The sequence below is a fragment of the Paraburkholderia sp. BR10141 genome (genome assembly GCF_056155635.1).
In genome coordinates, this window is the sequence record NZ_JBMIQH010000055.1 from 1 (window position 1) to 26,159 (window position 26,159).

A 26,159-nucleotide genomic window follows, 5' to 3' on the forward strand; every position below is an offset into this window, starting at 1 on the left:
AGATCTTCTTGATGCGCGACAGCGGCTGCGTGTCGATCGGGCCGAACTTCGTGAAATCGACCTTCGGCCACGGCAGCAGGTTCAGGCCCGTACCGCCCGCTGCCGCTGGGGCTACTCCAGCGGCAGCGCCAGCCGGCGCAGCGAGCGCGCCCGTCATTACGCCCTTCACGAACGCGGTGACGTCGTCCTGGCTGATGCGGCCCTTCGGCCCGGTGCCCTGAACTCGCGTGATGTCCACGCCGAGGTCGCGCGCCAGTTTACGCACCGACGGCGAAGCATGGCTTGATCCGCTCAGCCCAACCTCCTTCTCCGGGATCACGGCCGCTGGCGCAGGCGCGGATGGATGACCTGCCGGACTGCGCTCCTCATCAACAATGGGTGAGCCATCTCGACGCCCGGTCTTCTCGCTCGCGTCAACCTTACCGGTAACCGCCTCGGCCGCCGCACCTTGCGGCTCCATGAGCAGGATGACCGAACCTTCCGACACCGCATCGCCGACCCTGAGCTTTATTTCCCGAACGACGCCACCAAAAGGACTGGGCACGTCCATGGTGGCCTTGTCCGACTCCAGCGTAACCAGCGATTGCTCCTCCCGTACTACATCACCGGGGCCAACCAGTACCTCGATGACGGGGACGCCCTTGTAGTCGCCGATGTCAGGCACCTTAATCTCTGTTACACGCACGTCAGTAATCTCCCAATCGCGGTCCAAGGCGAGCGCAACGATCGTTGCGTAGTGTTTCTCGCGAATACGTCAATGCCAGAACAGGCAGCAGGCGCCGGGCTGCCCGAAGTCCTGGCTATGTTGAACATTAGCCATGCTGAACTACCGGTCGACATCGCGCGAATTCATCAGCATGTCCGTCAGTCCCGCGCCCGCTCGAACCATAGGCCAGACGTTCTCGGACGGATCGATGGCAAAGTCCATGAATACCGTACGCTGCTTCATGGCAAGTGCTTCGCGCAGCACGGGCTCGACATCGCATGGTCGATCGATGCGAAAGCCGACATGCCCATAAGCGCGGGCAAGTGCGACAAAGTCAGGCAACGCGTCCATGTACGAGTGGGAGTAACGGTCGCTATAAGTCACATGCTGCAGCTGCCTTACCATGCCGAGATAGCCGTTGTTGAGGGAAACGATTTTCACCCCGAGGTCGTACTGCCTGCAGGTCGACAACTCCTGGATACACATCTGGATCGAGCCGTCTCCGGTTACTGTGACCACATCCGCGTCCGGAAGCGCGCGTTTGACGCCCATCGCATAGGGCAGTCCGACACCCATGGTTCCGAGGCCTCCCGAGTTGATCCATCGGCGAGGTCTATCGAATCCATACAGCTGCGCGGCCCACATCTGGTGCTGTCCGACATCCGAACAGATATAGGCATCGCCTCCGGTAGCTTCCCAAAGTCGCTGAATGACGAACTGAGGCTTGATTACATCTTCTGCCGGCTCATAGGCGAGGCAGCGCTTCTCACGCCAAGTCTCAATCTGTGTCCACCAGTCCTTCCGGTGCCCAGCATGAATACGTTGTGCTTCGAGCTGTCTCAGTATCGCGCGCGCCGCGGTCTTCACGTCTCCCACGATCGGAATGTCAACCTGCACCCGCTTGTCGATTGTCGCGGGATCAATATCAACATGAATAATCGTCCTGCTATCTGACCGAAAGTCCCCGGTATTTCCAATGACCCGGTCATCGAATCTCGCACCGAGCGCAATCAGTACGTCGCAATGCTGCATCGCCATGTTGGCTTCGTACGTTCCATGCAGTCCTGGCATTCCGAGGCACCGCCTATCCGAAGCGGGAAATGCGCCAAGCGCCATCAACGTGTTCGTCACCGGGGCATCGAGTCGCCGCACGAGTTCCGCAATCTCCCCGCTGGCAGCCGATGCAACCGCTCCGCCGCCAACGAGAATGCATGGCCGGCGCGAGCGCGCGAGCGCCTCGGCGGCCCGCCGCACCTGTCCCGCATGAGGTTCCGTGCGCGGACGGTAGGATCGCAGCGTGACGGATTCAGGTATGCGCAATGGCGTCTTCGCCTGAAGCACGTCTTTGGGAATATCCACCAGCACAGGCCCGGGGCGTCCGGTGCGGGCGATATGAAACGCGCTTTTGAGCGTCTTCGCCAGTTGAGAGACATCCAGCACCAGAAAGTTATGCTTGACGATCGACCGGGTAATTCCGACAGCATCGCACTCCTGAAACGCATCGGTTCCGATAGAGTGTGTGGGCACGTTACCGGAGATCACCACCATCGGAATGGAATCGAAATAGGCAGTCGCAATGCCTGTCACCGCGTTCGTCACACCCGGCCCCGATGTCACCAGCGCTACGCCGACCTTTCCCGTCGCGCGCGCGAAACCATCCGCCGCGTGGACGGCGGCCTGTTCATGGCGAACCAGCAAATGGGTAACATCGATGGATTCGTGGAGCGCATCGTAAAGCGGCAGGACCGCGCCGCCTGGATACCCCCAAACCGTCTCAACACCCTCCCCGCGCAGGACGGACAGGACAATCTGTGCTCCCGATGCATCGCCGTCCCTGCCCGAAGCACCCGGAGCGCCGGCTTTCGCAACCTGTTGGATCTCAGCACCCGCAATCTTCATTATTAGCTCCCGGTAGTGCCTGCCCGTCATCGTTGCCACGGCGCGGCCCGGTTCGCGTCATGCTTGCCATAGCGATCAACGGCACGCCTGACGAGCTCGACTGCTACTGCACCGTCGTCGGCGAGCGCTTTCAGCGCGGCAATCGCGATCGAATGTTGGTCGACTTCGAAGAAGGCCCGCAGCGCCGCACGGGTGTCACTGCGTCCGAAGCCATCGGTGCCAAGCGTCACATAGCGCCGCGGCACATATGCACGAATGAGTTCGGGAACGGCGCGCACATAGTCTGTCGCCGCGATCACGGGCCCGTGCGTGGGAGACAACGCAGACGTCACATACGGAGCGGCAGCGCGATCCTCGTCGAACAAGCGATCGGTGCGTTCGGACGCGACACCGTCCCGGTGCAGCTCGGTAAAGCTGGTGACGCTCCACACTGATGCTTCGATGTTCCAGTCTTCCTTCAGCAAGCGCGCGGCCGCCTGCACTTCGCCCAGAATCGCCCCCGAACCGAGCAACTGGACCTCAGCCCGATCGAGCGATGTTGTGTCAAGCGGATACATGCCCTTGAGCACACCATCACGAACGCTTTCGATGGGTGCATCCGGAAGTGAAGGCTGTGCGTAGTTCTCGTTCGTCACCGTCAGGTAATAGAACACATCGCGCTGACGTTCAATCATCTCGCGCATGCCTTCGTCTACGATCATGGCCACCTCGTACGCGAATGCCGGATCGTAGGCGCGGCAGTTCGGTACCGTCGAGGCCGCCAGATGGCTCGTGCCGTCCTGATGCTGCAAACCCTCGCCACCGAGCGTCGTCTTCCCCGCCGTTGCACCGATCAGAAAGCCACGCGCACGCTGGTCAGCGGCAGCCCAGATGAGATCGCCGATGCGCTGGAAACCGAACATCGAGTAGTAGATGTAGAACGGCAGCATGGGCAGGTCGTGCACGCTGTATGAAGTGGCTGCGGCGACCCACGAGGACACAGCGCCCGCCTCCGAAATGCCCTCTTCCAGTATCTGTCCGCCCCTATCTTCCCGGTAATACAGCATTGAGCCCATGTCTTCGGGCTCGTACAGCTGCCCGAGCGGCGAATAGATCCCAACCTGCCGGAACAGATTCGCCATACCGAACGTGCGTGCCTCATCGGCGACTACGGGAACAATGCGAGGGCCGAGCGACGCGTCTTTCAGAAGGCTCCCGAGCATCCGCACGAACGCCATCGTGGTCGACATCTCCTTGCCGTTCGCGTCCAGCGCAAATTGCCCCCACGCCGGCAATGCGGGAACAGGCAGCATTTGCGACGCGGTTGTCCGCCTGCGGGGCAGATACCCGCCGAGCGCTTCGCGCCGGGCATGCAGGTACCGCATTTCTGGACTGTTGTCCGCCGGCCTGTAGAACCGCAGCTGCTCGACGTCTTCGTCGGAGAGGGGCAAGCGGAACCGGTCGCGAAACGCTTTCAGTTGTTCGAAGTCGAGCTTCTTCTGTTGATGCGTGGTCATCCGGCCCTGGCCGATCGAGCCCATGCCGAAGCCCTTCATTGTCTTCGCGAGAATCACCGTGGGCTGCCCTGCATGTTTCAGTGCCCTGTCGTACGCCGCATACAGCTTGCGTACGTCATGGCCACCCCGGCGCAGGCGGTCAATATCGTCGTTGCTCAGATGCGCGGCAAGCGCAGCCAGTTCCTCGTTCTGTCCGAAGAAGCGTTCGCGGTTGTAGGCGCCGTCATTGGCAGAGAAGGTCTGAAACTGCCCATCGACGGTATGTGCAAACGCTCGCAACAACGCGCCGGTGCGATCGCGTGCGAAAAGACCGTCCCAATCAGAACCCCACACGACCTTGATGACGTTCCAGCCCGCCCCCGTGAATTGCGCCTCGAGTTCGTCAATGATGCGGCCGTTACTTCGCACGGGGCCGTCAAGTCGCTGCAGATTGCAGTTGATCACGAAAACGAGGTTGTCGAGCCGCTCGCGTGCGGCGAGCGACAAGGCACCGATCGATTCGGGCTCGTCCATCTCGCCGTCGCCAAAGAAGCCCCAGACCTTGCGGCCTTCCGCTTTGAGCAGCCCACGGTTCTGCAGGTAACGCATGAAGCGCGCCTGGTAGATCGAGTTGATAGGGCCGATGCCCATCGATCCCGTCGGAAACTGCCAGAAGTCAGGCATCAGCCACGGATGCGGATAGGAACACAGACCCGGACCCGCGATCTCGCGACGGTAGTGCTCCAGATGCTGCTCGCTCAGGAAACCTTCAAGGAATGCGCGCGCATATACTCCCGGCGACGAATGGGGCTGAAAATAGACGAGGTCGCCGCCATGAGCATCGTTCGCACCGCGAAAGAAGTGGTTGAATCCAACCTCGAAAAGATCCGCTGCCGACGCGTAGCTCGCGATATGTCCACCGAGTTCGCCGTAAGCGCGGTTCGCTCGCACCACCATCGCGAGCGCATTCCAGCGTAGTGCAGCGGCGAGTCGCTCTTCGGTATCGACGTCACCTGGAAACGGCGGCTGCTGTTCGACCGGGATGGTGTTCGCATAGGGCGTGACGTTCGCACGCGCCGTTGCAATGCCGCTCGACAATGCATGCGCGGCCAGGCGGTCGAAAAGATACTGGGCACGTCCGAGCCCGACATGCTCCACCACGCCATCCAGTGCGGAGATCCACTCGGCAGTCTCCTGCGGGTCGTTGTCCATGCGGGCTTGATTGAGGGCAAGAACGGGCTGAACACCGCTCGATAAATCGGTCATGGCAACTCCAGGCTAAACAGTGAGATTCGTGTGCTTCGAGACTCGTGCGGGTCGGAATTTCGAGTTCGACGACATGGGAAGAGCTTATCCATCCCATCACAAAATGTGCGTCTCTTTTGTGGGGAGTTTTCAGCTCAAATAGGGTATAAATTCTGGTAACGATGCCTCACATGAGATTCCCATACTATGACGTCCGAAACAAAACTCCCGACCCGCCGGTTAGACCGCACCGACATCGCGATCCTGCGGCAGTTGCAGGACAATGCGCGTATCACAAACGCTGAGCTCGCCCGCGCGGTTAACCTCTCGCCCACTCCCTGCTTCAATCGCGTACGCGCACTTGAAAAGCTCGGCCTGTTCCGCCAACACGTGACCCTACTCGACGCCGGCGCGCTCGGGTTACGTATCAATGTGTTCATTCAGGTCAGCCTCGAACAACAGGTAGAAGACGCGTTACGCGTTTTTGAAAAGGAGATCGAGGATCGGCCAGAAGTGATGGAGTGCTATCTGATGACAGGCGACGCCGATTATCTGCTGCGCGTCGTCGTGCCGGACATGCAAAGCCTTGAGCACTTCATCGTCCAATGGCTCACGAAAATACCTGGCGTGTCGAACATCCGCTCCAGCTTTGCGCTTAAGCAGGTGCGGTACAAGACAGCGTTGCCGTTGCCGACCGTTGGCCTCACGTTGCCGAGTGGCGAGGAAACGCCTCAGGAGTGGACTTGAGGGTGGCAGTAGCCAACGTTTAGCGTTGGCACTGGTAACGCCCTTGTGCCGACAAGTAGTCGACCGGGCAGACAGTTAATGCAGAAGCTGAAATGCCCAGCCGCACACGGCCGCTGGTACCTCAACCGAATCGCGAACCATAGGATTGAGTCGAACTCGTTCCTTGAACAGTTAATACCTTCACACCGGCACTAGACGACGCGAGCTCGACACCTTTTTCCCCTGTCGCGCTGAGGCGAGATTGGTCAACAGACATCGGTTTTCGAGCCCGCGTGATCTCATCGATTTGGTGCTTGGCTGAGTCGACTAGAATTTATGACGGAGCCCGAGGCGCAAAGCGAGCTGGCTGTTGCCCGAGGAAACACCATACGCACCGGGTACATATGCGAAATCCAGCACTGAACCCGTCGTATCTCCTCCTACATGCTGATAGGCACCCTGAAGATAAACGTCTGTTCGCTTTGAGATGTTGTAGTCGCCCATCAACCCGACCGTCTGATAGTTCGGATGGAAGCTGCCCGCTGCCGTGGTCATCGTCGCGTGTGTGTAGGTGTACATCGCGCCAACATAGAACGCTGGCGTGAACTGGTACTTGCCATTGATTTCGAAGTTCTGGAAGCGGAGGTCCGAAGCCGGACCACTGACAGGCGTAATAGCGCCCACGTACCCGGAGTTCACCGGATTCTTCACATCCACGTTCGAGTATGCGAAGCCGAAAGTGGCGCTTCCAATATAGTAGTTGATACCAGCACCAAAGATGCGCAGCCGGTCACCCACAAAATTTTCATCGCCACCATTGTTGATCGCACCGGTCGCGGTTGATGACGGACTGTTGGCCTGTAGATAGGACGCCGCGATCAGGATGCTTCCGGTCTCATATTGTGCTCCCAGACTATACTGACGATTATTGGCGAAATTGGTGTCATTTGAGAAGCTGTAAGTGCCACCGAATTGGAAGCCACCGAAATTCGGGCTGGTATATTTCGCCGTATTGTTGACCCGAAAAGTGCCATCCGTATTATCGTTGTCGTATGGGTGCGAGAGCAGATAGCCTGCCCATGTTCCATTTGCTGTCGTCGACGAGAAGTAGTCGACAACAGAGTCATACTGGCGACCAAAAGTAAGCTTGCCATACGTCGAACTTGACAGCCCCACGTATGCCTGACGTCCAAACATCAGGCCGCCCTGGCCGAGCTTGCCGTTGTTCACGTTGAACCCACTCTCGATCTGAAACACGGCCTTCAGCTGGCCACCGAGGTCCTCCGTACCTTTCAGTCCCCACCGACTACCCTGCACGTATCCGCTTTGAAGCTCGTATGCCCGGCTTCCAGCTGCATTATTCGTGAAGTCAAAACCTTCATCGATGAGTCCATACAACGTGACGGTACTTTGCGCATAGGCGGACACTCCGATCCCGGCCAATACGGACGCCACCAGCAATTTCGCCTTCATATCATCGTCTCCAAACGTGGTAGTTATGGAAAATCAATTTGTAGTACGTAACAACTAGCTTGCATAAAGTGGTGGTGCTCTCCCGTTTCCCGAGCCGCGCATTCTTCATCGCCCCGGTCGCATCGATCCTGCAATGCCACACCGATCCTCACTGCGCGGCAAACCTCGACTGAAACCGCGGTCCCGCAACGTTGCCCGAACTACTCGGGCTTCCTCGCTCCGACAACTATGAGTGCGCGTTTTCCAATACGACCTGGGGGCCTAACGTATAAACCTCTCGGAGCGTAACGCCAGCGTTAGGTTCGTGCCCCGTCGAACGCCGGCAGGATTCTTTGTGGCCTCAATTTCCTCATCGATTCACGATGTTTTGGTGCAGCCGCCGATACCCTCCTATCGAAGTCGGCTGCGACCTCGCATTATTTGTGCAACAACTGACTCAGAAACTTCTTCGCTCTGATATGCGTCGGATTGCGGAAGAAGGTATCCGGCGGTGCACATTCGATGACTTCTCCACCGTCGATAAATACGATACGGTCAGCAACTTCACGAGCGAATCCCATCTCATGAGTCACACAGATCATCGTCATGCCATCGTTCGCAAGTCCGGTCATCACATCGAGTACTTCTTTGATCATCTCCGGATCGAGCGCTGACGTCGGCTCGTCAAACAGCATGATCTTTGGTTTCATGCAGAGCGCACGAGCAATTGCGACGCGTTGCTGCTGCCCACCGGAAAGCTGTGCCGGATACTTCTTCGCCTGGTCCGGTATGCGAACCCGGTTGAGGTTTTCCATCGCAATCGCCTTGGCCTCCGCCCGCGACGCTCGGCCAGTACGGATCAACGCCAGCGTACAGTTGTCGATCACGCTCAAGTGAGGGAACAGATTGAAATGCTGAAATACCATTCCGACATCTCGGCGCATATGCGACAACCCCTTCATCTTCGCGTGCATCTCGACACCGTCCACAACGATCCGGCCTTCCTGGTGCGTCTCCAGCTGATTGATGCAGCGGATCAGCGTCGATTTTCCTGACCCTGACGGACCGCAGACCACGATCCGCTCGCCGAACGCCACATTCAAATTGATGTCGCGCAAAACCTGAAATTCGCCGTACCACTTCGATACACCTTCAATTGCTACCGCGATCGACTCGGGCGTATTCGCTTGCAACCCCGCCGGTTCGCGTGGTTGCGTCATTTGGGATACCATGTCTTCCTCCACAACACTTCAAACGTCTTGATAGACTGCTGTCGGCTTATCGTTGAGGAGCGCCAATCCCAAGGTGGCGCTCGACCTTTCCGACCAATACGACCGCGATCAGGGCTAGTGCCAGAAAGAGCACACCAGCAACAAGCATCGGCTCAGCGTAACGGTAGGTTTCGGAAGCCACGTCCATTGCGCTGCCTAGCATTTCGGGAACCGCGATCACCGCCAGGTATGGCGTAGACTTCAGGATCGCAATGGCATACGCACCCAGAGGTGCGGCCACGTTTCGCAACATCTGCGGAGCGATAACGAAGGCCGTGGTGTCCCACCAAGTGAGCCCGAGGCTTTTCGCACCCTCGCTCTGGCCAACCGGAACGGCGTCGATGCCGGCCTTGAACACTTCGGCCATATATCCGGAGTAGTAAAAACTAAGTCCGAATACACCGATGAATAACGCGGGCAAGACGATTCCGTAAGAAGGGAGAACGAAAAACAGGAAATAAATCTGAACAAGTGCCGGAGTAGACCTGATCGCATCGATGATGAATTGAACCATCGGACGCACAACGGCATTGGAACGGCGCAGCATTTCCCAGACGAAACCGAGCGCCAGCGCACCCACGAAGCTCAGGATCGCAACGAGGATCGTATTCCCGACACCTTCCAGGACTTGCGGCACGATTCGCAACGCAAAATCAAAATCGAAGTTCATGACCGCCCTCGCCGGCTCCCGTGCGATGTCTCAAGATATCGCCCAAAAATAGTCACTGGATAACATAGAATCAGATAGGATAACAAAAGACTCGAATAAATTAACAACGGGTTATAGCTCAACTCCGAGATCTCCTTGGCACGGAACGTCATGTCAGACAACGTAATAAGAGATACCAATGCGGTTCCCTTGATCAGTTGAATAAGATCGTTGATGAACGTCGGAATCATGGCTCTGATTGCCTGCGGCAACTCGACAAGACAAAGCGCTTCAAAACGATTCAACCCCAAGGCCAAGCCTGCCTCGCATTGTCCGCGAGGCAGTGCTTGCAAGGCGGCGCGGACCGACTGACTGCTATATGCACCCGAGTTCAGTCCGAGCACGAGTGCGCCAACCGTGATCCCGGAAAGATGAATTCCAAAAGCGGGAAGCGTATAGTAGAACGCATAGAGCAGCACAATAACGGGCGAGCTTCGCCACAGCTCGATGATGAATGTAATTGCTTTGCGCGGAGTGCCAGTCGCGAAGTTCTGCAATATTCCAGCGACCAGCGCAAACGGCACCGCATACAGGAGTCCGAGTAGAGTGACGGCCGCGGTGATACCGAACCCCTTGTATATTCCGATAATGACGTCAGGAAAGTTCATGCGATCGCTCCTCAGATTGACAAATCCCGATCATCGATAATCCGCGCCACACACCGCTTTCGCCGTTACGTCAGTTGGCGCCATCTCGGTTTCCCCGAATCCATATTTTTCGAAGACTTTCTTGATCGAACCATCGGCCTTCATTTTTGCTAGCCCCGCGTTATACAGGTCACGCAGTTTCGAATCCTCCGTCCGGAATGCGATTGCTGCGTAATTGGCAACCTGCTGCCCATTCGTTACCAACCCGGTAAAGGGCGTCGCGCGCTCGAGCCGGTTGCCGACGTTTGGATCCTTGAGCGTACTGATTACAGTTGAAGCCGATTCGGTGTCGGCGTCAATGCGACCGGCCAGAATGGCTCCGACCGAAGACTCGACGTCTTTAAGCAGAAGAATCCGATCCTTGGGGATTCCGGCAGCGATCGCATGCTCGACAGCAGAACTTCCCCGTCCGCCGCCAAACCGAATCGCTGGGTTCTTTGCAACGTCCGCATAACTATGGATATTGAGAGGATTCCCTTTCTTCACCAGAAGCGCATCGCCGATAGCCAAATCCGGATTGCTGAAAATTACCTGTTTGCAGCGCGTCGGGGTAATTGCCAAGCCCGAAGCTACGGCATCGATCCGCTTGGAAAGCAGGCTCGGAATCAGCGCGTCGAAGTCGACGACGACAAAGTTGATTTTCTTGACACCCACCTGACCGAGAACGGCCCGGATCATGTCAGGACCGACGCCAGAAACGCTGCCATCGGCGTTTCGGTATCCCCACGGCACCTGATTGTGAATTCCTACCGTGATTTCCCCACCGTGGATCGCCTGGCTATCGCTTGACTGCGCCTGGGCGATGCTGCCGCCAATCAGCGTGCTCGCCGCAGCAAGAACAAGCGCCAGCCGTTTACTCCAGACCTGGATCGTCATAACTGTCTCCTTTCCTTTTGTTGGTGCGTTGAGTATACTTGGCATACCAGGCATGTCAAGCAACGATCTTCGACGGTGCACTCGTGTTTACCCGAGTAGCGAAACTGGAAGGTCGATCTAAAGCCGCTTGAATAAACAGACCAATACTGGAGACAACTTTGTCCTTGTACGAGACAGTGCGCGACGAACTTCTCAAGCGGGTCAGGAATGGCATATACGCGAGCGACATGCCGATTCCGTCCACCGCCATGTTGAGTAAAGAATTCAATGTCAGCGTGATTACCGTGAAGCGGGCGCTGCGTGACTTGCAGGCCGCTGGCGTGCTGGTAACGATTCGCGGCAAGGGCGCCTACGTGAAGAAACAGCAGCGAATCCTGCGTCAACTCGATATGCGCATGTCGTCCCTGCATGGGGCCGACATCAGCTTGATCTCGGTGACGCGGGAAAAGATCGGTGATCCGTCCATGGCCACGCTTGCGGCCCCCGACCATATAATGCTCTGCGTCAGGAAAGTCATTTCATCGGACGGCTCACCACTTCTCTATGACGCCAGCTACCTCTCGGCGAACGTAGAAGACGAGATCATCGACGAGTTCGGCAGCAGCTTTATCGTCGACGCGCTGAAGCGCCGCGACATCCGGCTCGTCAAGACACAGATCGTTGTGGAAGCCTTTCCTGCTTCCGATCGCGCGGCCGAGATATTTGGGGTTCCGAACGGATATCCGATGCTGCGTCGCATTTACAAGATGATTACCACCGACGCGAATTTGACGATCTATGGCGTTGTTCAAGCTCCGTTTGATCGCCTCGCCTGTTCCATTGACTTTCCGTCTCATGACATGGAGATCTAAAGATGACTGCACTTCAACTCGACATTCCTGTCGTCTTCCGTGCGCCGGCTCCCCCGGTCCCCGAAAACGAACTCCGCCAGCGATTGACCAACATCCGCCGGGAAATGGCAAAAGCCGGGATCGACGTTATTGTTTTGACCGACAAGAAAAACGTTGACTATTTCACGGACTACCAGGAACTCTCTTGGGATCATAAAGCACGCCCGATCTTCGCTGCCATTTCATCCCAAGACTTCGCACTCTTCGGCAGCCTTGGCGAAGCAACAACGATCCAGCTCAGAGATCGAATTTTCGAGCCGGTCTACTACAAAGGCTATCTTGACGAAGCTGTCACCGCTGTTTCGGACTGGCTAAAGGGCAAGACGACCGGGAGTGGTGTCCATATTGCAGTGGACTATGGTCAAGACATGTTCGGACGTGGTTCGTTGGGATTGATCGACGCGCTCAGTTCGATCGATGCGAGCGGTCGCGTCAAAAGTGCAGCCGATGCGATCTGGAAAGTCAGGCTGGTCAAGTCCAGATTCGAAGCCGATCTCAATCGAACCGCATATGAGATCGTCAATACGGCATTCGACCAGACGATCAAGCACGCCTATGTTGGCATGACGGAGTACGAACTTTATTACCTCATGCAGGCACAGATCTATCTGAACGGCGCCGAAAGTGCCGATCCGATTGCGATGCTCTTTTCCAGCGGCGATTTCGCCTACGCTCGCACGGCGAAGGATCGGAAGCTCGAAGTAGGTCATTACGTATGGACCGATTTTCGCGCTACGTATGGTGGGTATCCGGCCGATCGCAATCGGATCGCTCGTGCCGGTGACCCCAAGGATTGGGAACTCGAGACCTACACGGCGGTGAGATTGCTGACGCTGGATGTTGTCAACCATATCCGCCCCGGAATCACGTGTTCCGAGGTGTACCAACACTTCGACGCACTGTGGCGCGACGCCGCATTGGGGTCGGTGTACGGCGCCGTATCGCGCATCGGTCATGGTGGTGGCCTCGACGTAACCGAGCCGCCGTCGCTGTCGAGGGCCGACACGACGGTCATCGAGCCAGGGATGATTCTGCACATCGAACCGAAACTTGAGCGCGATGGCGCTGTGTTTCAGTTCGAGGAAGTGGTCTTCGTCACCGAGTCCGGCATCGAGTTCCTGTGCCCACCCTCGCCAGAAACCCTTCCCGTGATTCGATAAACATCCGATCTCTCATAGGTTTCACATGTCAGGCTCTACACGAATCTGGTCGACGATCGACTACGAAAAGAACGGCAAGCAAGTCGATTGCTTGCGGCTGCCGATTTCCACCGACACGTCCGCGTATGGCTGGATTCCGATTCCGGTCGTCTGCGTGAAAAATGGCGACGGTCCGACTGCGGTACTGCTCGCGGGAACGCATGGCGACGAGTACGAAGGCCAGATCGGCCTTATGCGCATCGCGAGACAGTTAGTCCACGACAATCTGCACGGACGCGTGATCATTCTTCCGTCACTCAACTTTCCGGCGGTCAAGGCGGGGCGAAGGGTTTCACCCATTGACGAAGGCAACCTCAATCGCGTCTATCCCGGGCGCGCGCACGGTACCGCCACCGAAATGATCGCGCACTATGTCTGCGAAGTGCTTCTGCCGATGGCCGATCTCGTCGTTGATCTCCACTCGGGCGGCCGCTCGCTCGACTATATGCCGTGTGCACTCGTCCGTAGCGCAAATACGGAAGCGGAAATCGAACGCCTGCACGACCTGCTGCGTGTATTCGGCGTGCCGCTTGCGGAATTTACCGACGGCGCCGGTGGCGGCGGCAATACCACACTGCCTGCTGCAGCTGCCCAATTCGGGGTGCCGGTCATCACGGCGGAGCTGGGCGGAGGTACCACGCTTCGAGGCAACGGCTGTACGCTGGCCGAAGAGGGCTCGCTCAGACTTCTCAAGCATCTTGGCATCCTGTCGTCATGCGACGTGCCCGATCCCGCGCAAGTCACGTTGATGAGTTGCGAGAGCATGGACCTGTTCGTGTATGCCGAATACGACGGGTTGTTCGAGCCCATGGCGCAGCTCGGCGAGCGAGTCGAAGAAGGTCAGCTTGCCGGGCTCCTGCATTCGATCGACCGACCGCATGATCCGCCCGTCGAAATCTACTTCCGCCGTGCGGGACTGGTCGTTTGCAAGCGGCATCCGGCATTGGCGAGCCGCGGCGATTGTCTTTTCGGACTTTTGGAGGACGCGGCCACGTCGTACCTCCCGGGAGCGAACTGATGAGCCGACTCAATCCCAACGTTTCCGGCATGAAGTGTATCCAGTGCGGGCTAGTACACGCGCTGGACGACTATTTCGAAGGTTGCCCGTCGTGCCAAAGGGCAGGCACACCGGCGAGCGTCGCACCGCATTACACCGCTTTTCCGGCGGACCTGAATACCGAAAACATCACGGACTGGCTGTCGTATCGCGGTGCTACGGGACTGGGAGAAGGCAACACGCCGCTATCGGCGCTGCCCCGGCTCGCCGCCGCACTGGGCATCGATGCATTGCATACAAAAAATGAATTCTGCAATCCAACCGGCTCCCACAAGGACAGGATGGGTGCAATCGTTGTCCAGCGAGCGATCGACGTCGGCGCGACGACCGTCGCGGTTGCATCGAGCGGCAATGCCGGGGTTTCGACGGCAGCCTATGCCGCCCGAGCCGGTATCGAATGTGTGGTCGTGACGACACCGGAAATCAGCCCGAACTGGCGCAGAGCAATCGAAATGCATGGCGCGCGAATCATCGCGACCAAAAATCCAGACGATCGCTGGGCCCTCATCGCCCAGCGTGTGCGGCAGGGCGAATGGTATCCGGTCACAAATTCGATCATGCCGCCCGTCGGGAGCAATCCGTTTGGCGTCGACGGTTATCGCGCAATCGCATTCGAACTCTACCTGCAATTTTCGGCGCGTCCGCCGACGGACATCATCGTTCCGACCGCACGCGGTGACGTGCTCTGGGGTATTGCGAAAGGCTACCGGGACCTTCGCGACTCGGGTCTGGTGCACTCCATTCCAAAGGTTCACGCTGTCGAACCATTCCCACGAATCAGTCTAGCGCAACAGGGGCATGGCATGGTTTGCAGCGACTATTCGGGGGACACGGTCATGGAGTCAATCGGAGGCGATACCGTTACTCGCCAGACTTTACTGGCGCTCGACTCGACTGACGGTGTGGGTGTCGCGGTCCGCGATGAACAGGTCATCGCAGACCAGCTTGTACTCGCGCGTGAGGGACTGTACCTCGAGCGCTCGAGTGTCGCCTCGCTCACGGGACTGCGCAGATTGATAGATCACGGGCAGATTGGACAGAACGCTCGCGTCGTCATGGTGGCCACTTCGCATGGCTACAAGGAGCAGCCCGAATTCGGCGATTCGCTATCCGCGATCAACGTTTCTCGCGAAGCATAATTCTAGACATAGAGGGCACGAATGATAAACGAAGAGGACTGCACTGCGTCGGCTGACGCGCAATCCGCGTCGTCACACCGGGACCATATCCTGTTTCCGAACAATCCAGTCCATGCACACGCCGGGCTGTTAGCGCGCTTTCTCACGGATCTCAGCTACGAGCGCATTCCCGAAGACGTCGTCCATAAGGCAAAACTGCTGACGCTGGACACGATCGGATGCATTGTTGCCGGAACGGACACGGTGCTCGGCCGCAAGATCCTGGCCAGCTACGGGAGCACCAAACAACAAGATGGCTGCACCGTTTTGGGAACCTCATTGCGTATGCCGCCATCGCTGGCTGGCAAGGTGAACGCGTGGTTGTCGGATGTTCTCGACTACGAGGACGTCGCGGTAGGCCATCCAAGTGCGACGGTCATACCTGCCGCGCTGGCGCTCAGCGAACATCTAAATACCCCACCAAAGCGGTTTCTCGCCGGTGTCGTCGCCGGTTATGAGGCAGGTCTCCGACTGCACGACGCCACGCAAGCCAGTCCCGAAGTGTATCTGCGATTCGCTGTATATCACGCATGGCACGGCCTGGCTGCCGGAGCCGCCGCCATGGTCGTCGCTGGCGGCTCGGAAGAGCAGTTCCGCTCTGCGCTAGGCCACGCCGCGGCCAATACCTGTCTGCCTCTGTGGTACGTCCAGTATGGACAGCCTGCGCATGCACTCAAGGCGAACTATGGCCAGATGGCCCTAGCGGGAATCGAGGCCGCACTCTGCGCACGTCACGACATCATCGGCCCCTTCGCGATGCTTAGTGACCCCCACAGAGGTTTCGCTAGCATCATTGGATCCGATCGATTCAATGCCAGCCTGCTTTCTGCTGATCTCGCCCACAATTGGCGAACGAGAGAATCGTCCTTTAAAGCATTTCCATGCTGCGCATTTCTCCATACGACCATCGAAGCAATTTCAAATCTGGCCGAACAGCACTCGATTGACCACAAAGATATTCGCAGCATTCAGATTCGGACGATTTCAAGAATATCGGAATGGTTCTCCGACAGGCGACCGCCTTCCGATATCAATGCCCAATTGTCCGTCCAGTATGTATCTGCAATGGCGGCGCTCTCCCTCCAAGCGGGACGAGAATGGTATGAACCATCCTTGATGGCAAGCGAGGACGTTCTTGAATTGATGGAAAAGATCGACGTCGAAGTCGATCCGGTCGCTGAGGAAGCATTCTGGAAGATCGATCAGCATATGTCGTCCGTGACCATCATGCTATCAGACGGTCGTTTGCTCGAGACGTCAGTGAAATGGCCACTGGGTCACTGGCGCCGTCCGTTCGAGGATGCAGACGTGGAAGAGAAGTTTCTGCGCAACCTCCGAGGAACCGCCTTGGTGTCGAAAGGCGCGGAAATCTTCGAACAAGGAATGGACATGGAAAACCATGGCTCGATGCGCGAGTTCATTGAGTTATTGCGCATTGCAGACTGATGATGATCGCGAAGCAGCGGCAGTAGGACCCTTGGCGTCCGACGTAACGATCCCGATCGGCCAGCTCGTGATCTTCAGTGCGAGATCGGCAAACTTGAGTGCGCTCGTGATGTTGCTATCCCGGTGTTCTCGTAGAGGCTCAGTCGCGACGCCCGCGTTACGACCCCGGGGGCCGTTATGCCGTTTGGGGTCGGCTCCCCAAGCCATGGATGCCGGTCGCTGCGCCATATCGCCCTATTTTCAGTTGGCGGTTACACCGAAATGATACCTAGTATATTTTGCGAGGCGCATGAGCTTCAAGGTGAGACCTGAACCGTCGTTGATGTCGGTGCGCCGATTGTTTAGCGCCTTGCCGACATCCGACAGTTCGTCACAGGACGCCTGGGCTGTTTCGATGTAAAGCGGTGCGCCGGATGCTGCCCGTTGTCCGCAAAACGTTCCTTAAATGCTTGGGATACTAGGCATCCATGGACGCCCGGGCTATAGTCCCGTTGGTCCCATCGACCTTTCGCGCCCGAGAGTCAACTTGTTCAAGCCCCAATTACAACCCTCCCCGTCGCTGCATGAAACGGTACGCGAGGAACTCCGTCGACGCATCGCAGTCGGCACCTATTCTCCCGACGCCGCGATCCCGTCGACGGCCATGCTTAGTGAAGAATTCGGTGTTAGTTCGATTACGATAAAGCGTGCGCTACGCGACCTGCAAGCCGCAGGGACGCTCGTATCGATTCCCGGGAAAGGAACATACGTCAAACAACAAAAGCGGCTGTTGCATCAACTCGACGTGATGCAGCCGTCGTTTGACGATTCGAGCATACGTTCAGTATCGGTCACGAGAGAGAAAATATCCGATCCGACCTTGAGTACGATCGCCCTGCCCGACCACGTGATGCTCTGTGTCCGAAAAACGATCTGGATGGACGATGCGCCAGTCGTGTACGACACGACCTATCTTTCTCCGGATATCGGCGACGATATTGTGGACGAGTTCGGAGAGCGCTTCGTCGTCGACGCTCTGGCCAAGCACGCGATCCACGTCACCCGGACCTATCTGGTCATCGACGCGGCACCCGCCACCGCCGAAGTGGAAGAAATATTCGGCGTTCCCAATGGCTATCCCGTGCTGCGGCGGCTATATCGGATGATGACGAGCGAACCCGGAATTATCGTTTATGGCGTCCTCCAGGCGCCGTTTGACAGGCTCGCATGTACCGTGGACTTCCCTTGAATGCAGGCAGTCCTCTCGTCGGCCTAACTCAATTGCATCGGGGACTTCGGCGAGAAGCCTCCTTTACCCTGCCGCGACTCGATACATGCCCGCGCATACGCGAACGAAAGTAAAGCCTGCGCAACGGCACTGAGTCCCGACAAGGGGTAGCGACAAGGTAAGCACTTATGCCCTGCAGCGCATAAACGCTTTTAGGCACAGTTCCCGGTTACGCCCAGCTCGCGGGCAACTGCGATTCACTAGGGTTGCTGCGCATTGATGGGCGCTGGCTGGGACTGGAAACGTCCTCGCATAATCAGAGCAAGCTTCTCCGATCGGCCATTTCGGCCGATCGGAGAAGCTCATGAACAATGCCCCGTACCTAAATCCGTCCGGCACCAGAACGCGAGGTAAAAGCAAGCCGGCGGTGCAGGCAGAAGTAACCGGTGAACTGAACCGTTGGGTTGGCGAGTTCGATCATCACCTGTCTCATGTCGTTGGCTTGGCGCACGCGACCCGTCGCGAGTATCTCTTTTTTGTACGGCGGTTTTTGGCGCAGTACTGCCTGGTGGCAGACCGTGAGCGGTGGGTCCCGCGCGCGGAATGGCTCACCGCCTTTATTCGCCAGGAGGCTGCGCGCCTTCACGGACACTCTCGCAAGAAGCCCGGGACTGCACTGCGAGCCTGGCTCCGGTATCTGGTGTTTTGCGGCATGGCCGGCCGTGAGCTCGAAGCCGCGATTCCCTCGATTCCTCAGTGGAAGTACGCATCTCTGCCGGTTCATCTCATTGCAGAGGAGACTGAGCGCGTTCTCGGAGCAGCGCTCGACGGCAGCGCCCATGAGTTGCGCAATCGGGCAATGTTGCTGGTCCTGGCACGAATGGGCGTTCGGGCCTGCGAGCTCAGGTATCTGATGCTCGACGATATCAACTGGATCGAGGGCTGCGTGCGCATTCGTCCGGGGAAGTCTCATCGCGAACGCCGACTTCCCTTGCCTCACGATGTGGGTGAGGCGCTTTGCGCTTACCTTCAACGCGGACGTCCCTCCAGTTCCTGCAGGGCGGTTTTCCTGAGCACCAAAGAGCCGTACGGCCCTATTCTCGATTCATCTGTCGTGTCGAGAACGGTCCGACGTGCAATGAGCCGTGCCGGCGTGGAGGGCATCCCAGCTGCAGCACATGCGTTGCGTCACACGGCGGCCACCCAGATGGTATGCAGAGGTGCAAGTTTCAAGGAAGTTGCCGACGTGCTGGGACATGTTTCGCTGGGGACGACGGCGATCTACGCGAAGCTCGACCTGGCGACGCTCGCACACGTGGCCTTGCCTTGGCCGGGAGTACGATCATGAACGGACATCCCGAGCTACGCGATCACCTTGACGCTTATCTTGCTGTTCGAGAAGCGCTCGGCTTCAACGATGCAGCCAGAAAGGCGGTGCTCAGAAGCTTCATTGAATATGCAATCGCCGCGGATAGGTGGCCAATCGATGCGCGGCTTGCAGTTGATTGGGCATGCGGGCCGTCGTCTGTCCGCAGCCCCGCTGGGCAGGCAAGCCGCCTTTCTACGGCCCGGCGTTTTTTGTACTACCTGCGCGCGAGCGTTCCGGAAACACAGGTTCCTGGAACCGGATTGCTTGCGCGACCGCGGCGGCATAGGCCCTACATCTTCACCAAGGAGGAACTCGTCCGTCTTCTGGATGCCGCCGCGGCAATGCGGCCTCGTCGCACATTGCGACCGCACGTGTACGTATCGATGATTGGCCTGCTGGCCAGCACTGGTATCCGGGCGGGCGAGGCCATTCGATTGACGGTCGACGACGTGCTACTTGACGACGATCCGCCGAGGATCTCGGTCCTCGAGACCAAGTTTCGCAAATCGAGAATAGTGCCTCTGCACCCGACGACCTCCGAGAAGTTAAGGGCCTACGCTCTGCTGCGCCAGAAACTCGGCTACGCAGGACTCTCGGATCTGTTCTTCATGTCCGAGATCGGAACGGCAATCAACTGCGGGTTCTTCGCGAACTGGTTCACGCGTACCGCTCAACGGCTCGACATGCTGCCGTCTTCGGGCAACCGGCCGCCAACGCTACACAGCCTGCGGCATACCTTTGCCGTCGAGCGCTTGACGCAATGGTGCCTGGACGGTGCGCCTGTTCAGCAATGGATTCCGAATCTGTCCGTTTATCTCGGGCATGTCAGTCCCGCTGAAACGTACTGGTATCTGACCGCGACGCCGGCACTGCTGGCTACTGCGGCGTTGACATTTCGGCAGTATGCAAGTCTTGGAGAGAAGTCATGAAGACTACCACCATGATCGGCCCGTTGCTGCAAGGTTTCTTCGTCGAACATCTGCTTGCCCATAAGCACGTCAGCCCAAGAACGGTATCGAGCTACCGGGATACGTTCCGTCTGCTGCTCCAGTTTGTCTGGGATAAAACGCGCATAGAACCCTCGTCACTGCGCCTGTCCGTACTTGATGCGCCCGTGATCCTGTTGTTTCTCGACTACCTTGAAGTTCAGAGGCACAATTCAGCGCGATCGCGCAACGCAAGGCTCGCAGCGATTCACAGCTTTTTCCAATGGGTAGCGCTGTGCGATCCGGAGTCCGTGGGGTTGGCCACCCGAGTACTCGCAATTCCGTCGAAGCGGATCGATCGGCGGCTCGTGGAGGCGCTCACCCGCGCCGAAATCGATGCACTGCTTGCAGCGCCTGACCGGTCCCTATGGCGCGGACGTCGCGACTACGCGCTGCTGCTGACGATGTACAACACCGGCGCACGCGTTTCCGAAATCACCACACTCCGACAGGAGCAGGTCCAGTTCGGCGGCAGCGCGCTGATCAACTTGATGGGCAAGGGCCGCAAGGAGAGAAGCATCCCGCTGTGGTCAAACACGGCCCGCGTATTGAAGACGTGGTTCCATGAACTCGAGAGCTCCCGCACGCCGATTGCGTTTCCCAGTCATCGCGGTCGGGAGTTGTCGCGCAACGGCGTCGATTACATCCTGCAGCAGGCAGTCGATCAAGCTGGCGCGCAATGCCCGACCCTGATCGATAAGCGAATTTCGCCGCATGTCGTTCGTCACTCGACAGCCATGCATCTGCTGCAGTCGGGCGTCGATATCAGCATCATTGCCCTCTGGCTCGGACACGAGAGCATCGAAACGACCCACGTCTACATCGATGCCGATCTGGCAACCAAGGAGCGGGCGCTCGAGAAACTGACACCGGCTGAATCCGCTTCGTTCCGTTTCAAGCCTTCCGATTGCGTGCTCGCTTTCCTCCAACAGCTCTGATTATCTACAGTGTTGTGGCCGACGACCCATGTCCCAGGGTCGTTGGCCAGCCAAGCTGGGCGTAACCGGGAACTGTGCCTAAAAGCACAATTTCCTATCATAGGCGTCCAAGTTATGATGCCTTGGTCAAATCGCCGAAAATTGGCATATATGCCGGGCCAACTGGGCTCAGAGTTCATCCCAGATTTGCGGATTCAGCAGGTCAGGCCAGGGAGGCTAAGACTTGGGTTGCCACAAATACCCCGCTTTTTGCAGCCGGGCAAGCCAGGCGCCCCGCTTGCCATGACTCGACATCATTTGCGCCAGACGACGCCGGAATACGGCATCCCGCCTGGCGTTTTCATACGCTTCGGCGAGATCCTGCAACTTCTGGAATGCCTGATCGTAGGCGCTGCCCGTCGTGCGTCGCAGTTGTGCATCGATGCTTGACCACGCCGTGTCTTCCTGCTCGAGAAGTGATGTGAGGTATCGTGTGCGTTCCTCACGACGGCGGGCCTCGGCCGCCTGGCGTGCTTCCTGCTCCTTTTTTTCACGGATGGCACGATGAGAGGCAACCCTTGATTCGATTTCGGATATTCGACGGCGTCTGGGCAAATTCAATTGCTTTGCATTCCTACCCTTCTCCCATTTGAGAAAAGCGTTTCGAAGCGTTCGCTCCGCTTCACGGCGGCGCCCCTGTAGCAGCATGCGCAGTTTCGCCCGCATTTCCTCAACCGGCAACTTACGTAACCAGGGATCAAAGCGACTGTCTTCGCTCCCGCTGGATTCTGGGGCCAATAGTGACGGGCTGGCCTCGGCGGCGGCGGCGAGCCAATCCGCATCCAGCATCAGAAACTCGGCCAGTGCTACCTGTGCGGGCGTCAACGCCTGTAATCCCGCAGGCACCGGCGGTTCGATTTCGTCATCGTGTAGCTCATCATTCGCGAGGCGGACAAGCCAGCCAAGATAAAGCGGGCGAGCATCGCCGCCGAGCAGCTCGTCGCGTACAGGCAGCAGGCGCGTCATCCACCCCGCACCATCCATCTCCTCCGAGAAGCGGGCGTGTTCGCCCGAGTCATCGTTGAACGACCAGTCGAGGAGGCACCAGTCATCGACGTCCATGGCCTCGAACGCTTTCTCGAAACGGGAGCGCCTCTTTCGTCCAGCCTTGACGTAATCGCGGAGGGTCGCCGCGTCAAACGTCCCGCGCGGCAGGCGAAGAAGCAGGCGGCAGCTCCCCCAGTTGGAGGAGTAGACGTGGGCATCGAAATATTGCTGTACCCACTCGAGCGGGTCGCCCTTGAGGTTGCCCCAGTGATATTCGTTGACGAAGCTCGAGGCGGTAATCGTGGCCCGCGTGGAGAAACTGCGCAACTCTGCCTGCTGGGTCGCCGTAAGCAGCTGGTCGACGCATGCAAACTCGTAGTATTGGTATTCGCTCATGCCAGATTCCCGTAGCGAAGCGCATGGAAGAGAAGAAGGTGAATGTGCTGGCGCGCAACCCGGCAGAGCCATGAGACTTCGGGCCGACGCGAAAGCCAAAATGCTTCATGGCAAGCGCCGAAAAGCGTGCGCGTTGCCAGCGTGACGTCCTTTCGGCACGCGACGCGGCGCTTTCAGCCCGCCGCGTCCGCGCCGCCCAGCCGCATCCGGTAGTCCACCAGGAGCTGCTGCTGTGCTTCGAGCTGCGCGGCCAGCTTCGTGCGGTCCGCGCGGAGCGAGTCGCGAGCCTCGCGTACCAGGAGCAGCTCGGCTGCCCGCGCATCGGCTGCCGACTGCGCTGCGTCGCGCTCGGCCTCGGCGCGCGCCCGATCGGTGAGCGCACGATTGAGGGCGGACTGCAGCGCCTCGCCATGTGCCTGCTGATCGCGTGCGAGCCGGGTCGTGGCCGTCGCTTCTGCGACGAGCCGCGCGTTGTCCCGGTTCAGCTGTGTGATCTCGTTCTGCCGGACGATGGCCGTCTGGTTCGCCTGGCGTAGCTCAGCCTGCACCTGCTGGACCTGCTGCTCATGTCGGCGCGCTTCCTGTTCGCGCTGCTCGCGCGCAGCCGTACGGAAGTGCTCAAGGGCATCGCGCGCATGCACGAGCCTGGCCTCAAGCGACAGGCGGAAGCCTTCCTGCTCGGCAAGGCGCTCGGTCTGGTCACCTACCTGCTGGGTGAGCCGCTCGACGTCCAGGTCGCGCTGATGCAACGCCACGCGAGTCCCGGCGTGCGCCTCCTGCTCCGCGCAAAGGGCGGCGGTCGCGCCAGTGAGTTGCTCCCGCACCGTGGCCAGCTCAGCGCCGAGCCTTGCGATTTCGGACTGCGCCTGCTGCTGTTGCGCGGCCGCAGCGGCGGCCTGCTGGTCGACGAGGGCTTGTGCTTCCTCGTGCAGGCGGGCTGCGAGCCGGGCTACCAGATCCTGGATCGCGTCCGAGAGCGACCCGGCGCGTGTCAGTGACGCGCCCTCATCTTCTTCCAGTTCCCTCAGGTAGCGGTGGATCGTGGTTTTCGAGCCCGTGTTGCCGAGCGCGATACGTATCGCGTCGATCGATGCGTGCTGCCCCTGTGCCAGCAGGGCATCGCGGGCGCGCTTCACGTCCATGCGCGTAAGACCGGTGCGGGCCATCTGCTTCCTCGCTCGAATATCGTACTGTATTACGTACCATGTATATACGTATCGCTGAACGCGGTCAAGGGCGGCCGGATGTGGGTGTGGCTGGCCTGCGATAAAGGCGGATTATCGAATGTGATGGTCCGAATCCGGCTTGTTCCGCCGCCAACCGGTACGAAACATGGAAATTGACGATCTCCGGGGGGGATTGCTGGTCAAATTGGGATGCCGCAACCCGGCGCGTGGACCACAAGCGTTTGATGTGTATAATTCAATTGTTTTATACACATTTACGAGGCGCGCCATGCGTACCAATATCGAGATCGACGACCGGTTGATGGCCGAAGCGCTTGCCGCAACGGGCATCCGGACCAAACGTGAAGCGGTCGAGCTTGGCCTGAAAACGATCATCCGGCTCAAGCAGCAGGAGCAGATTCGCCAGTTCCGCGGCAAATTACCGTGGGAAGGCGACCTGGATGCCATGAGGCGCGACCAGTGATACTCGTCGATTCAAGCGTGTGGATCGACTACTTCCGGGGGCTGGCTTCACCCCAAGCCAGCCGACTGGATGCCCTGCTGGGCCGGGAGGTACTGGTCACCGGCGACCTGATCGTCGCCGAGGTGCTACAGGGATTTGCCGCCGAGTCGGCGTTCAATACTGCCCGGCAGCTGATGACGACGCGATTCAATGTCGTCTCGCTGGTGGGGCCGGATAACGCCATTCAGGCGGCCCGGAATTACCGCATCTTGCGAGCGCAGGGCGTAACGATCCGCAAAACCATCGATACGCTGATCGCGACGTGGTGCATTGAAAACGGTGCGCCGCTGCTCTTCAGCGACCGGGATTTCGATCCGTTCGTCGAGCACCTCGGTCTTCAGTCTGCAATGCGCGACGACTAACGTGCCGGTGACAGCAAACAGCAAGAAACGATACGGAATACGAATTCACCACCGGTTTCAGGCCAACTGGAGCTGGATATCTTCTCCGGGCGTGCGGACCTGATAGCCCATTGCCCGGTAGCCGCGCTGGCGTTTCTCCCACATGCGCTGCAACACCGGATGGCCGCCATCCACATAATCGATCACCCGTACGCCGGTCTTGCCCGCATGCTCGCGGTGCAGCCGGCCGGCGTACTGCTGCAGCGTGCCCCTCCACGCAACCGGCATGGCCAGCACCAGCGTGTCCAGCGCCGGATGGTCGAAGCCTTCACCTACGAGCCGGCCAGTCGCCAGCACCACGCGGGGTGTGTCACCGGCCAGCGCGTCAAGGGCAGCCAGCTGTGCCACCCGCGCTTTCCGGCCGAGGCGACCGTGCAGCACGAACAGCGGTTGTACCGTGTCTTGCAGCATCTGCTGCAGGCTTTCGAGATGGTCCGTCCGCTCGGTGAGTACCAGCACGTTCCGCCCCTGCCCGTACTGTTCATGTACAGCCGCCGCGATCATCTGCGTGCGCGGGGTGTCCTGCGCGAGCTGAGCGAACACCGCCTGGATTGGCGCGTCGGCCGCGACGTCCACTGCGGAGGTGAGCCTTTGCGGGAAGACCTCAAGCACCTGCGGCGCGCCAGCGGGCGATTTCGCCGCATGCCGGATCGGTCCACACAGCATGAACATCACCGGTTGCTGGCTGTCGCGCCGCACCGGCGTCGCCGTCAGGCCGAGCACGTAGCGTGCATTGACGCCCTTTAGCACGGCCTCGAAGGAATCCGCGGAGATGTGATGACATTCATCGACGATGACATGGCCGTAACGCCGCAACAGCTCGCCGCGAGCACCATCGGGTGCCACGGATTGCAGCATCGCGACATCGATCCGGCCCGTCGCCTTCGACTTGCCACCGCCGATCGTGCCGATCTCGCGCGCGTCGAGTGCGAGAAACGACTGCAGGCGCTCGCGCCACTGGTCAAGCAGCTCCCGGCGGTGCGCAAGCACGAGCGTGTTGACGCCTCGCTGCGCGATCATCGCGGCCGCCGTCACGGTCTTGCCGAACGCCGTCGGCGCATGCAGGATGCCGGTGTCGTGTCGCAGCAGGTCGGTAACGGCCGCCTGCTGGTCATCGCGCAACGTGCCGGCAAACGGAACTGCAAGCGGCTCGCCGGTGCAGCGCTCGTCGCGGACGTCGCAGGCGATGTCGTTATCGCGCAGTAGCGTCATGACGTCGTCAAGGCATCCGCGCGGCAATGCAATGTGGCGCGGGCAGTTCTCGGCGCGCCCAATGATGCGTGGCTTGTCCCATACGCTGAAGCCGCGCGCCTGGGCCCGGTAGAACTCCGGATTCTGGAAGGCGGCCAGCCGGATGAGCCGGTTGAGCCG

The 26,159-nt window shown here is 58.9% G+C and carries 23 protein-coding genes; 12 read left to right on the forward strand and 11 right to left on the reverse strand.

The window, feature by feature from the left end:
- From ACOJB8_RS38430 to mdeB, 3 genes are all read right to left on the reverse strand, one after another.
- The coding region (locus tag ACOJB8_RS38430) for a biotin/lipoyl-containing protein (RefSeq protein WP_475017413.1) at positions 1 to 727 on the reverse strand (727 nt) is incomplete at its 3' end.
- Positions 728 to 826: 99 nt separating this feature from the next.
- The gene (gene ilvB / locus ACOJB8_RS38435; protein ID WP_475017379.1) at positions 827 to 2,605 is read right to left on the reverse strand and encodes a biosynthetic-type acetolactate synthase large subunit; all 1,779 of its coding nucleotides are present in this window, start codon (positions 2,603 to 2,605) and stop codon (positions 827 to 829) included.
- A gap of 26 nt (positions 2,606 to 2,631) precedes the next feature.
- Positions 2,632 to 5,346, reverse strand: coding sequence for an alpha-ketoglutarate dehydrogenase (mdeB, locus tag ACOJB8_RS38440; protein ID WP_475017381.1), 2,715 nt, complete (start codon positions 5,344 to 5,346; stop codon positions 2,632 to 2,634).
- Between the two features lie 186 nt (positions 5,347 to 5,532).
- Between mdeB and ACOJB8_RS38445 the strand changes: the two genes are divergently transcribed.
- The gene (locus ACOJB8_RS38445) at positions 5,533 to 6,072 is read left to right on the forward strand and encodes an Lrp/AsnC family transcriptional regulator (RefSeq protein ID WP_069268820.1); all 540 of its coding nucleotides are present in this window, start codon (positions 5,533 to 5,535) and stop codon (positions 6,070 to 6,072) included.
- A 306-nt stretch (positions 6,073 to 6,378) separates the two neighbouring features.
- On the opposite strand, the gene ACOJB8_RS38450 is transcribed toward ACOJB8_RS38445, so the two are convergent.
- The 5 genes from ACOJB8_RS38450 to ehuB form a co-directional block, all read right to left on the reverse strand.
- Positions 6,379 to 7,524: a porin gene (locus ACOJB8_RS38450; protein WP_475017384.1), complete on the reverse strand. Its 1,146-nt coding sequence runs from the start codon at positions 7,522 to 7,524 to the stop codon at positions 6,379 to 6,381.
- 416 nt (positions 7,525 to 7,940) lie between these two features.
- Positions 7,941 to 8,723 carry an amino acid ABC transporter ATP-binding protein gene (locus ACOJB8_RS38455; protein WP_475017386.1) on the reverse strand — a complete coding sequence of 261 codons (783 nt, stop codon included), beginning with the start codon at positions 8,721 to 8,723 and terminating at the stop codon, positions 7,941 to 7,943.
- A gap of 58 nt (positions 8,724 to 8,781) precedes the next feature.
- A complete protein-coding gene (locus ACOJB8_RS38460; protein WP_069268822.1) occupies positions 8,782 to 9,444 on the reverse strand; it encodes an amino acid ABC transporter permease in 663 nt (220 codons plus the stop codon).
- Complete coding sequence (locus tag ACOJB8_RS38465; protein WP_069268823.1) at positions 9,441 to 10,091, reverse strand: amino acid ABC transporter permease; 651 nt, start codon at positions 10,089 to 10,091, stop codon at positions 9,441 to 9,443. The genes ACOJB8_RS38460 and ACOJB8_RS38465 overlap by 4 nt, the downstream gene beginning before the upstream one ends.
- A 30-nt stretch (positions 10,092 to 10,121) precedes the next feature.
- Positions 10,122 to 11,006, reverse strand: coding sequence for an ectoine/hydroxyectoine ABC transporter substrate-binding protein EhuB (gene ehuB / locus ACOJB8_RS38470; RefSeq protein ID WP_475017388.1), 885 nt, complete (start codon positions 11,004 to 11,006; stop codon positions 10,122 to 10,124).
- A 158-nt stretch (positions 11,007 to 11,164) separates the two neighbouring features.
- On the opposite strand from ehuB, the gene ACOJB8_RS38475 reads away from it, so the two are divergent.
- The 9 genes from ACOJB8_RS38475 to ACOJB8_RS38515 all read left to right on the forward strand — a co-directional run bounded on the left by ACOJB8_RS38475 (position 11,165) and on the right by ACOJB8_RS38515 (position 21,276).
- Positions 11,165 to 11,857, forward strand: coding sequence for a GntR family transcriptional regulator (locus ACOJB8_RS38475; protein ID WP_475017390.1), 693 nt, complete (start codon positions 11,165 to 11,167; stop codon positions 11,855 to 11,857).
- Positions 11,858 to 11,859: 2 nt separating this feature from the next.
- Positions 11,860 to 13,056 carry a M24 family metallopeptidase gene (locus ACOJB8_RS38480; protein ID WP_475017392.1) on the forward strand — a complete coding sequence of 399 codons (1,197 nt, stop codon included), beginning with the start codon at positions 11,860 to 11,862 and terminating at the stop codon, positions 13,054 to 13,056.
- A 25-nt stretch (positions 13,057 to 13,081) separates the two neighbouring features.
- Positions 13,082 to 14,113: a succinylglutamate desuccinylase/aspartoacylase family protein gene (locus ACOJB8_RS38485; protein WP_475017394.1), complete on the forward strand. Its 1,032-nt coding sequence runs from the start codon at positions 13,082 to 13,084 to the stop codon at positions 14,111 to 14,113.
- Positions 14,113 to 15,291, forward strand: a complete 1,179-nt coding sequence (locus tag ACOJB8_RS38490) for a threonine synthase (RefSeq protein WP_475017395.1) — start codon at positions 14,113 to 14,115, stop codon at positions 15,289 to 15,291. The genes ACOJB8_RS38485 and ACOJB8_RS38490 overlap by 1 nt, the downstream gene beginning before the upstream one ends.
- 21 nt (positions 15,292 to 15,312) lie before the next feature.
- The gene (locus ACOJB8_RS38495) at positions 15,313 to 16,776 is read left to right on the forward strand and encodes an MmgE/PrpD family protein (RefSeq protein ID WP_069268829.1); all 1,464 of its coding nucleotides are present in this window, start codon (positions 15,313 to 15,315) and stop codon (positions 16,774 to 16,776) included.
- 526 nt (positions 16,777 to 17,302) lie between these two features.
- On the forward strand, positions 17,303 to 18,004 hold the full coding sequence (locus ACOJB8_RS38500; protein WP_475017398.1) for a GntR family transcriptional regulator: 702 nt from the start codon (positions 17,303 to 17,305) through the stop codon (positions 18,002 to 18,004).
- Between the two features lie 343 nt (positions 18,005 to 18,347).
- On the forward strand, positions 18,348 to 19,331 hold the full coding sequence (locus ACOJB8_RS38505) for a site-specific integrase (protein WP_475017399.1): 984 nt from the start codon (positions 18,348 to 18,350) through the stop codon (positions 19,329 to 19,331).
- Positions 19,328 to 20,281: a tyrosine-type recombinase/integrase gene (locus ACOJB8_RS38510; RefSeq protein ID WP_475017401.1), complete on the forward strand. Its 954-nt coding sequence runs from the start codon at positions 19,328 to 19,330 to the stop codon at positions 20,279 to 20,281. The genes ACOJB8_RS38505 and ACOJB8_RS38510 overlap by 4 nt, the downstream gene beginning before the upstream one ends.
- Complete coding sequence (locus ACOJB8_RS38515; protein WP_475017403.1) at positions 20,278 to 21,276, forward strand: tyrosine-type recombinase/integrase; 999 nt, start codon at positions 20,278 to 20,280, stop codon at positions 21,274 to 21,276. The genes ACOJB8_RS38510 and ACOJB8_RS38515 overlap by 4 nt, the downstream gene beginning before the upstream one ends.
- A 216-nt stretch (positions 21,277 to 21,492) precedes the next feature.
- On the opposite strand, the gene ACOJB8_RS38520 is transcribed toward ACOJB8_RS38515, so the two are convergent.
- Together ACOJB8_RS38520 and ACOJB8_RS38525 are read right to left on the reverse strand one after the other, a co-directional pair.
- Positions 21,493 to 22,698 carry a hypothetical protein gene (locus tag ACOJB8_RS38520; RefSeq protein WP_475017405.1) on the reverse strand — a complete coding sequence of 402 codons (1,206 nt, stop codon included), beginning with the start codon at positions 22,696 to 22,698 and terminating at the stop codon, positions 21,493 to 21,495.
- A gap of 173 nt (positions 22,699 to 22,871) precedes the next feature.
- A complete protein-coding gene (locus ACOJB8_RS38525) occupies positions 22,872 to 23,864 on the reverse strand; it encodes a DNA-binding protein (RefSeq protein WP_475017407.1) in 993 nt (330 codons plus the stop codon).
- Between the two features lie 166 nt (positions 23,865 to 24,030).
- On the opposite strand from ACOJB8_RS38525, the gene ACOJB8_RS38530 reads away from it, so the two are divergent.
- Complete coding sequence (locus tag ACOJB8_RS38530) at positions 24,031 to 24,348, forward strand: type II toxin-antitoxin system VapB family antitoxin (RefSeq protein ID WP_475017408.1); 318 nt, start codon at positions 24,031 to 24,033, stop codon at positions 24,346 to 24,348.
- Positions 24,345 to 24,749, forward strand: a complete 405-nt coding sequence (vapC, locus tag ACOJB8_RS38535; protein WP_475017410.1) for a type II toxin-antitoxin system VapC family toxin — start codon at positions 24,345 to 24,347, stop codon at positions 24,747 to 24,749. The genes ACOJB8_RS38530 and vapC overlap by 4 nt, the downstream gene beginning before the upstream one ends.
- A gap of 57 nt (positions 24,750 to 24,806) precedes the next feature.
- Here vapC and ACOJB8_RS38540 read toward each other — a convergent pair.
- Positions 24,807 to 26,159 (reverse strand): DEAD/DEAH box helicase family protein (locus tag ACOJB8_RS38540; RefSeq protein WP_475017411.1); only part of this gene is annotated, 1,353 nt, incomplete at its 5' end.

What these genes read in the sequence shown, in the direction of transcription:
- ilvB (WP_475017379.1), bottom strand. Translation starts at nt 2,605, where the DNA reads ATGAAGATTGCGGGTGCTGAGATCCAACAGGTTGCGAAAGCCGGCGCT.
- mdeB (WP_475017381.1), bottom strand. Translation starts at nt 5,346, where the DNA reads ATGACCGATTTATCGAGCGGTGTTCAGCCCGTTCTTGCCCTCAATCAA.
- ACOJB8_RS38445 (WP_069268820.1), top strand. Translation starts at nt 5,533, where the DNA reads ATGACGTCCGAAACAAAACTCCCGACCCGCCGGTTAGACCGCACCGAC.
- ACOJB8_RS38450 (WP_475017384.1), bottom strand. Translation starts at nt 7,524, where the DNA reads ATGAAGGCGAAATTGCTGGTGGCGTCCGTATTGGCCGGGATCGGAGTG.
- ACOJB8_RS38455 (WP_475017386.1), bottom strand. Translation starts at nt 8,723, where the DNA reads ATGACGCAACCACGCGAACCGGCGGGGTTGCAAGCGAATACGCCCGAG.
- ACOJB8_RS38460 (WP_069268822.1), bottom strand. Translation starts at nt 9,444, where the DNA reads ATGAACTTCGATTTTGATTTTGCGTTGCGAATCGTGCCGCAAGTCCTG.
- ACOJB8_RS38465 (WP_069268823.1), bottom strand. Translation starts at nt 10,091, where the DNA reads ATGAACTTTCCTGACGTCATTATCGGAATATACAAGGGGTTCGGTATC.
- ehuB (WP_475017388.1), bottom strand. Translation starts at nt 11,006, where the DNA reads ATGACGATCCAGGTCTGGAGTAAACGGCTGGCGCTTGTTCTTGCTGCG.
- ACOJB8_RS38480 (WP_475017392.1), top strand. Translation starts at nt 11,860, where the DNA reads ATGACTGCACTTCAACTCGACATTCCTGTCGTCTTCCGTGCGCCGGCT.
- ACOJB8_RS38485 (WP_475017394.1), top strand. Translation starts at nt 13,082, where the DNA reads ATGTCAGGCTCTACACGAATCTGGTCGACGATCGACTACGAAAAGAAC.
- ACOJB8_RS38490 (WP_475017395.1), top strand. Translation starts at nt 14,113, where the DNA reads ATGAGCCGACTCAATCCCAACGTTTCCGGCATGAAGTGTATCCAGTGC.
- ACOJB8_RS38495 (WP_069268829.1), top strand. Translation starts at nt 15,313, where the DNA reads ATGATAAACGAAGAGGACTGCACTGCGTCGGCTGACGCGCAATCCGCG.
- ACOJB8_RS38505 (WP_475017399.1), top strand. Translation starts at nt 18,348, where the DNA reads ATGAACAATGCCCCGTACCTAAATCCGTCCGGCACCAGAACGCGAGGT.
- ACOJB8_RS38510 (WP_475017401.1), top strand. Translation starts at nt 19,328, where the DNA reads ATGAACGGACATCCCGAGCTACGCGATCACCTTGACGCTTATCTTGCT.
- ACOJB8_RS38515 (WP_475017403.1), top strand. Translation starts at nt 20,278, where the DNA reads ATGAAGACTACCACCATGATCGGCCCGTTGCTGCAAGGTTTCTTCGTC.
- ACOJB8_RS38520 (WP_475017405.1), bottom strand. Translation starts at nt 22,698, where the DNA reads ATGAGCGAATACCAATACTACGAGTTTGCATGCGTCGACCAGCTGCTT.
- ACOJB8_RS38525 (WP_475017407.1), bottom strand. Translation starts at nt 23,864, where the DNA reads ATGGCCCGCACCGGTCTTACGCGCATGGACGTGAAGCGCGCCCGCGAT.
- ACOJB8_RS38530 (WP_475017408.1), top strand. Translation starts at nt 24,031, where the DNA reads ATGGAAATTGACGATCTCCGGGGGGGATTGCTGGTCAAATTGGGATGC.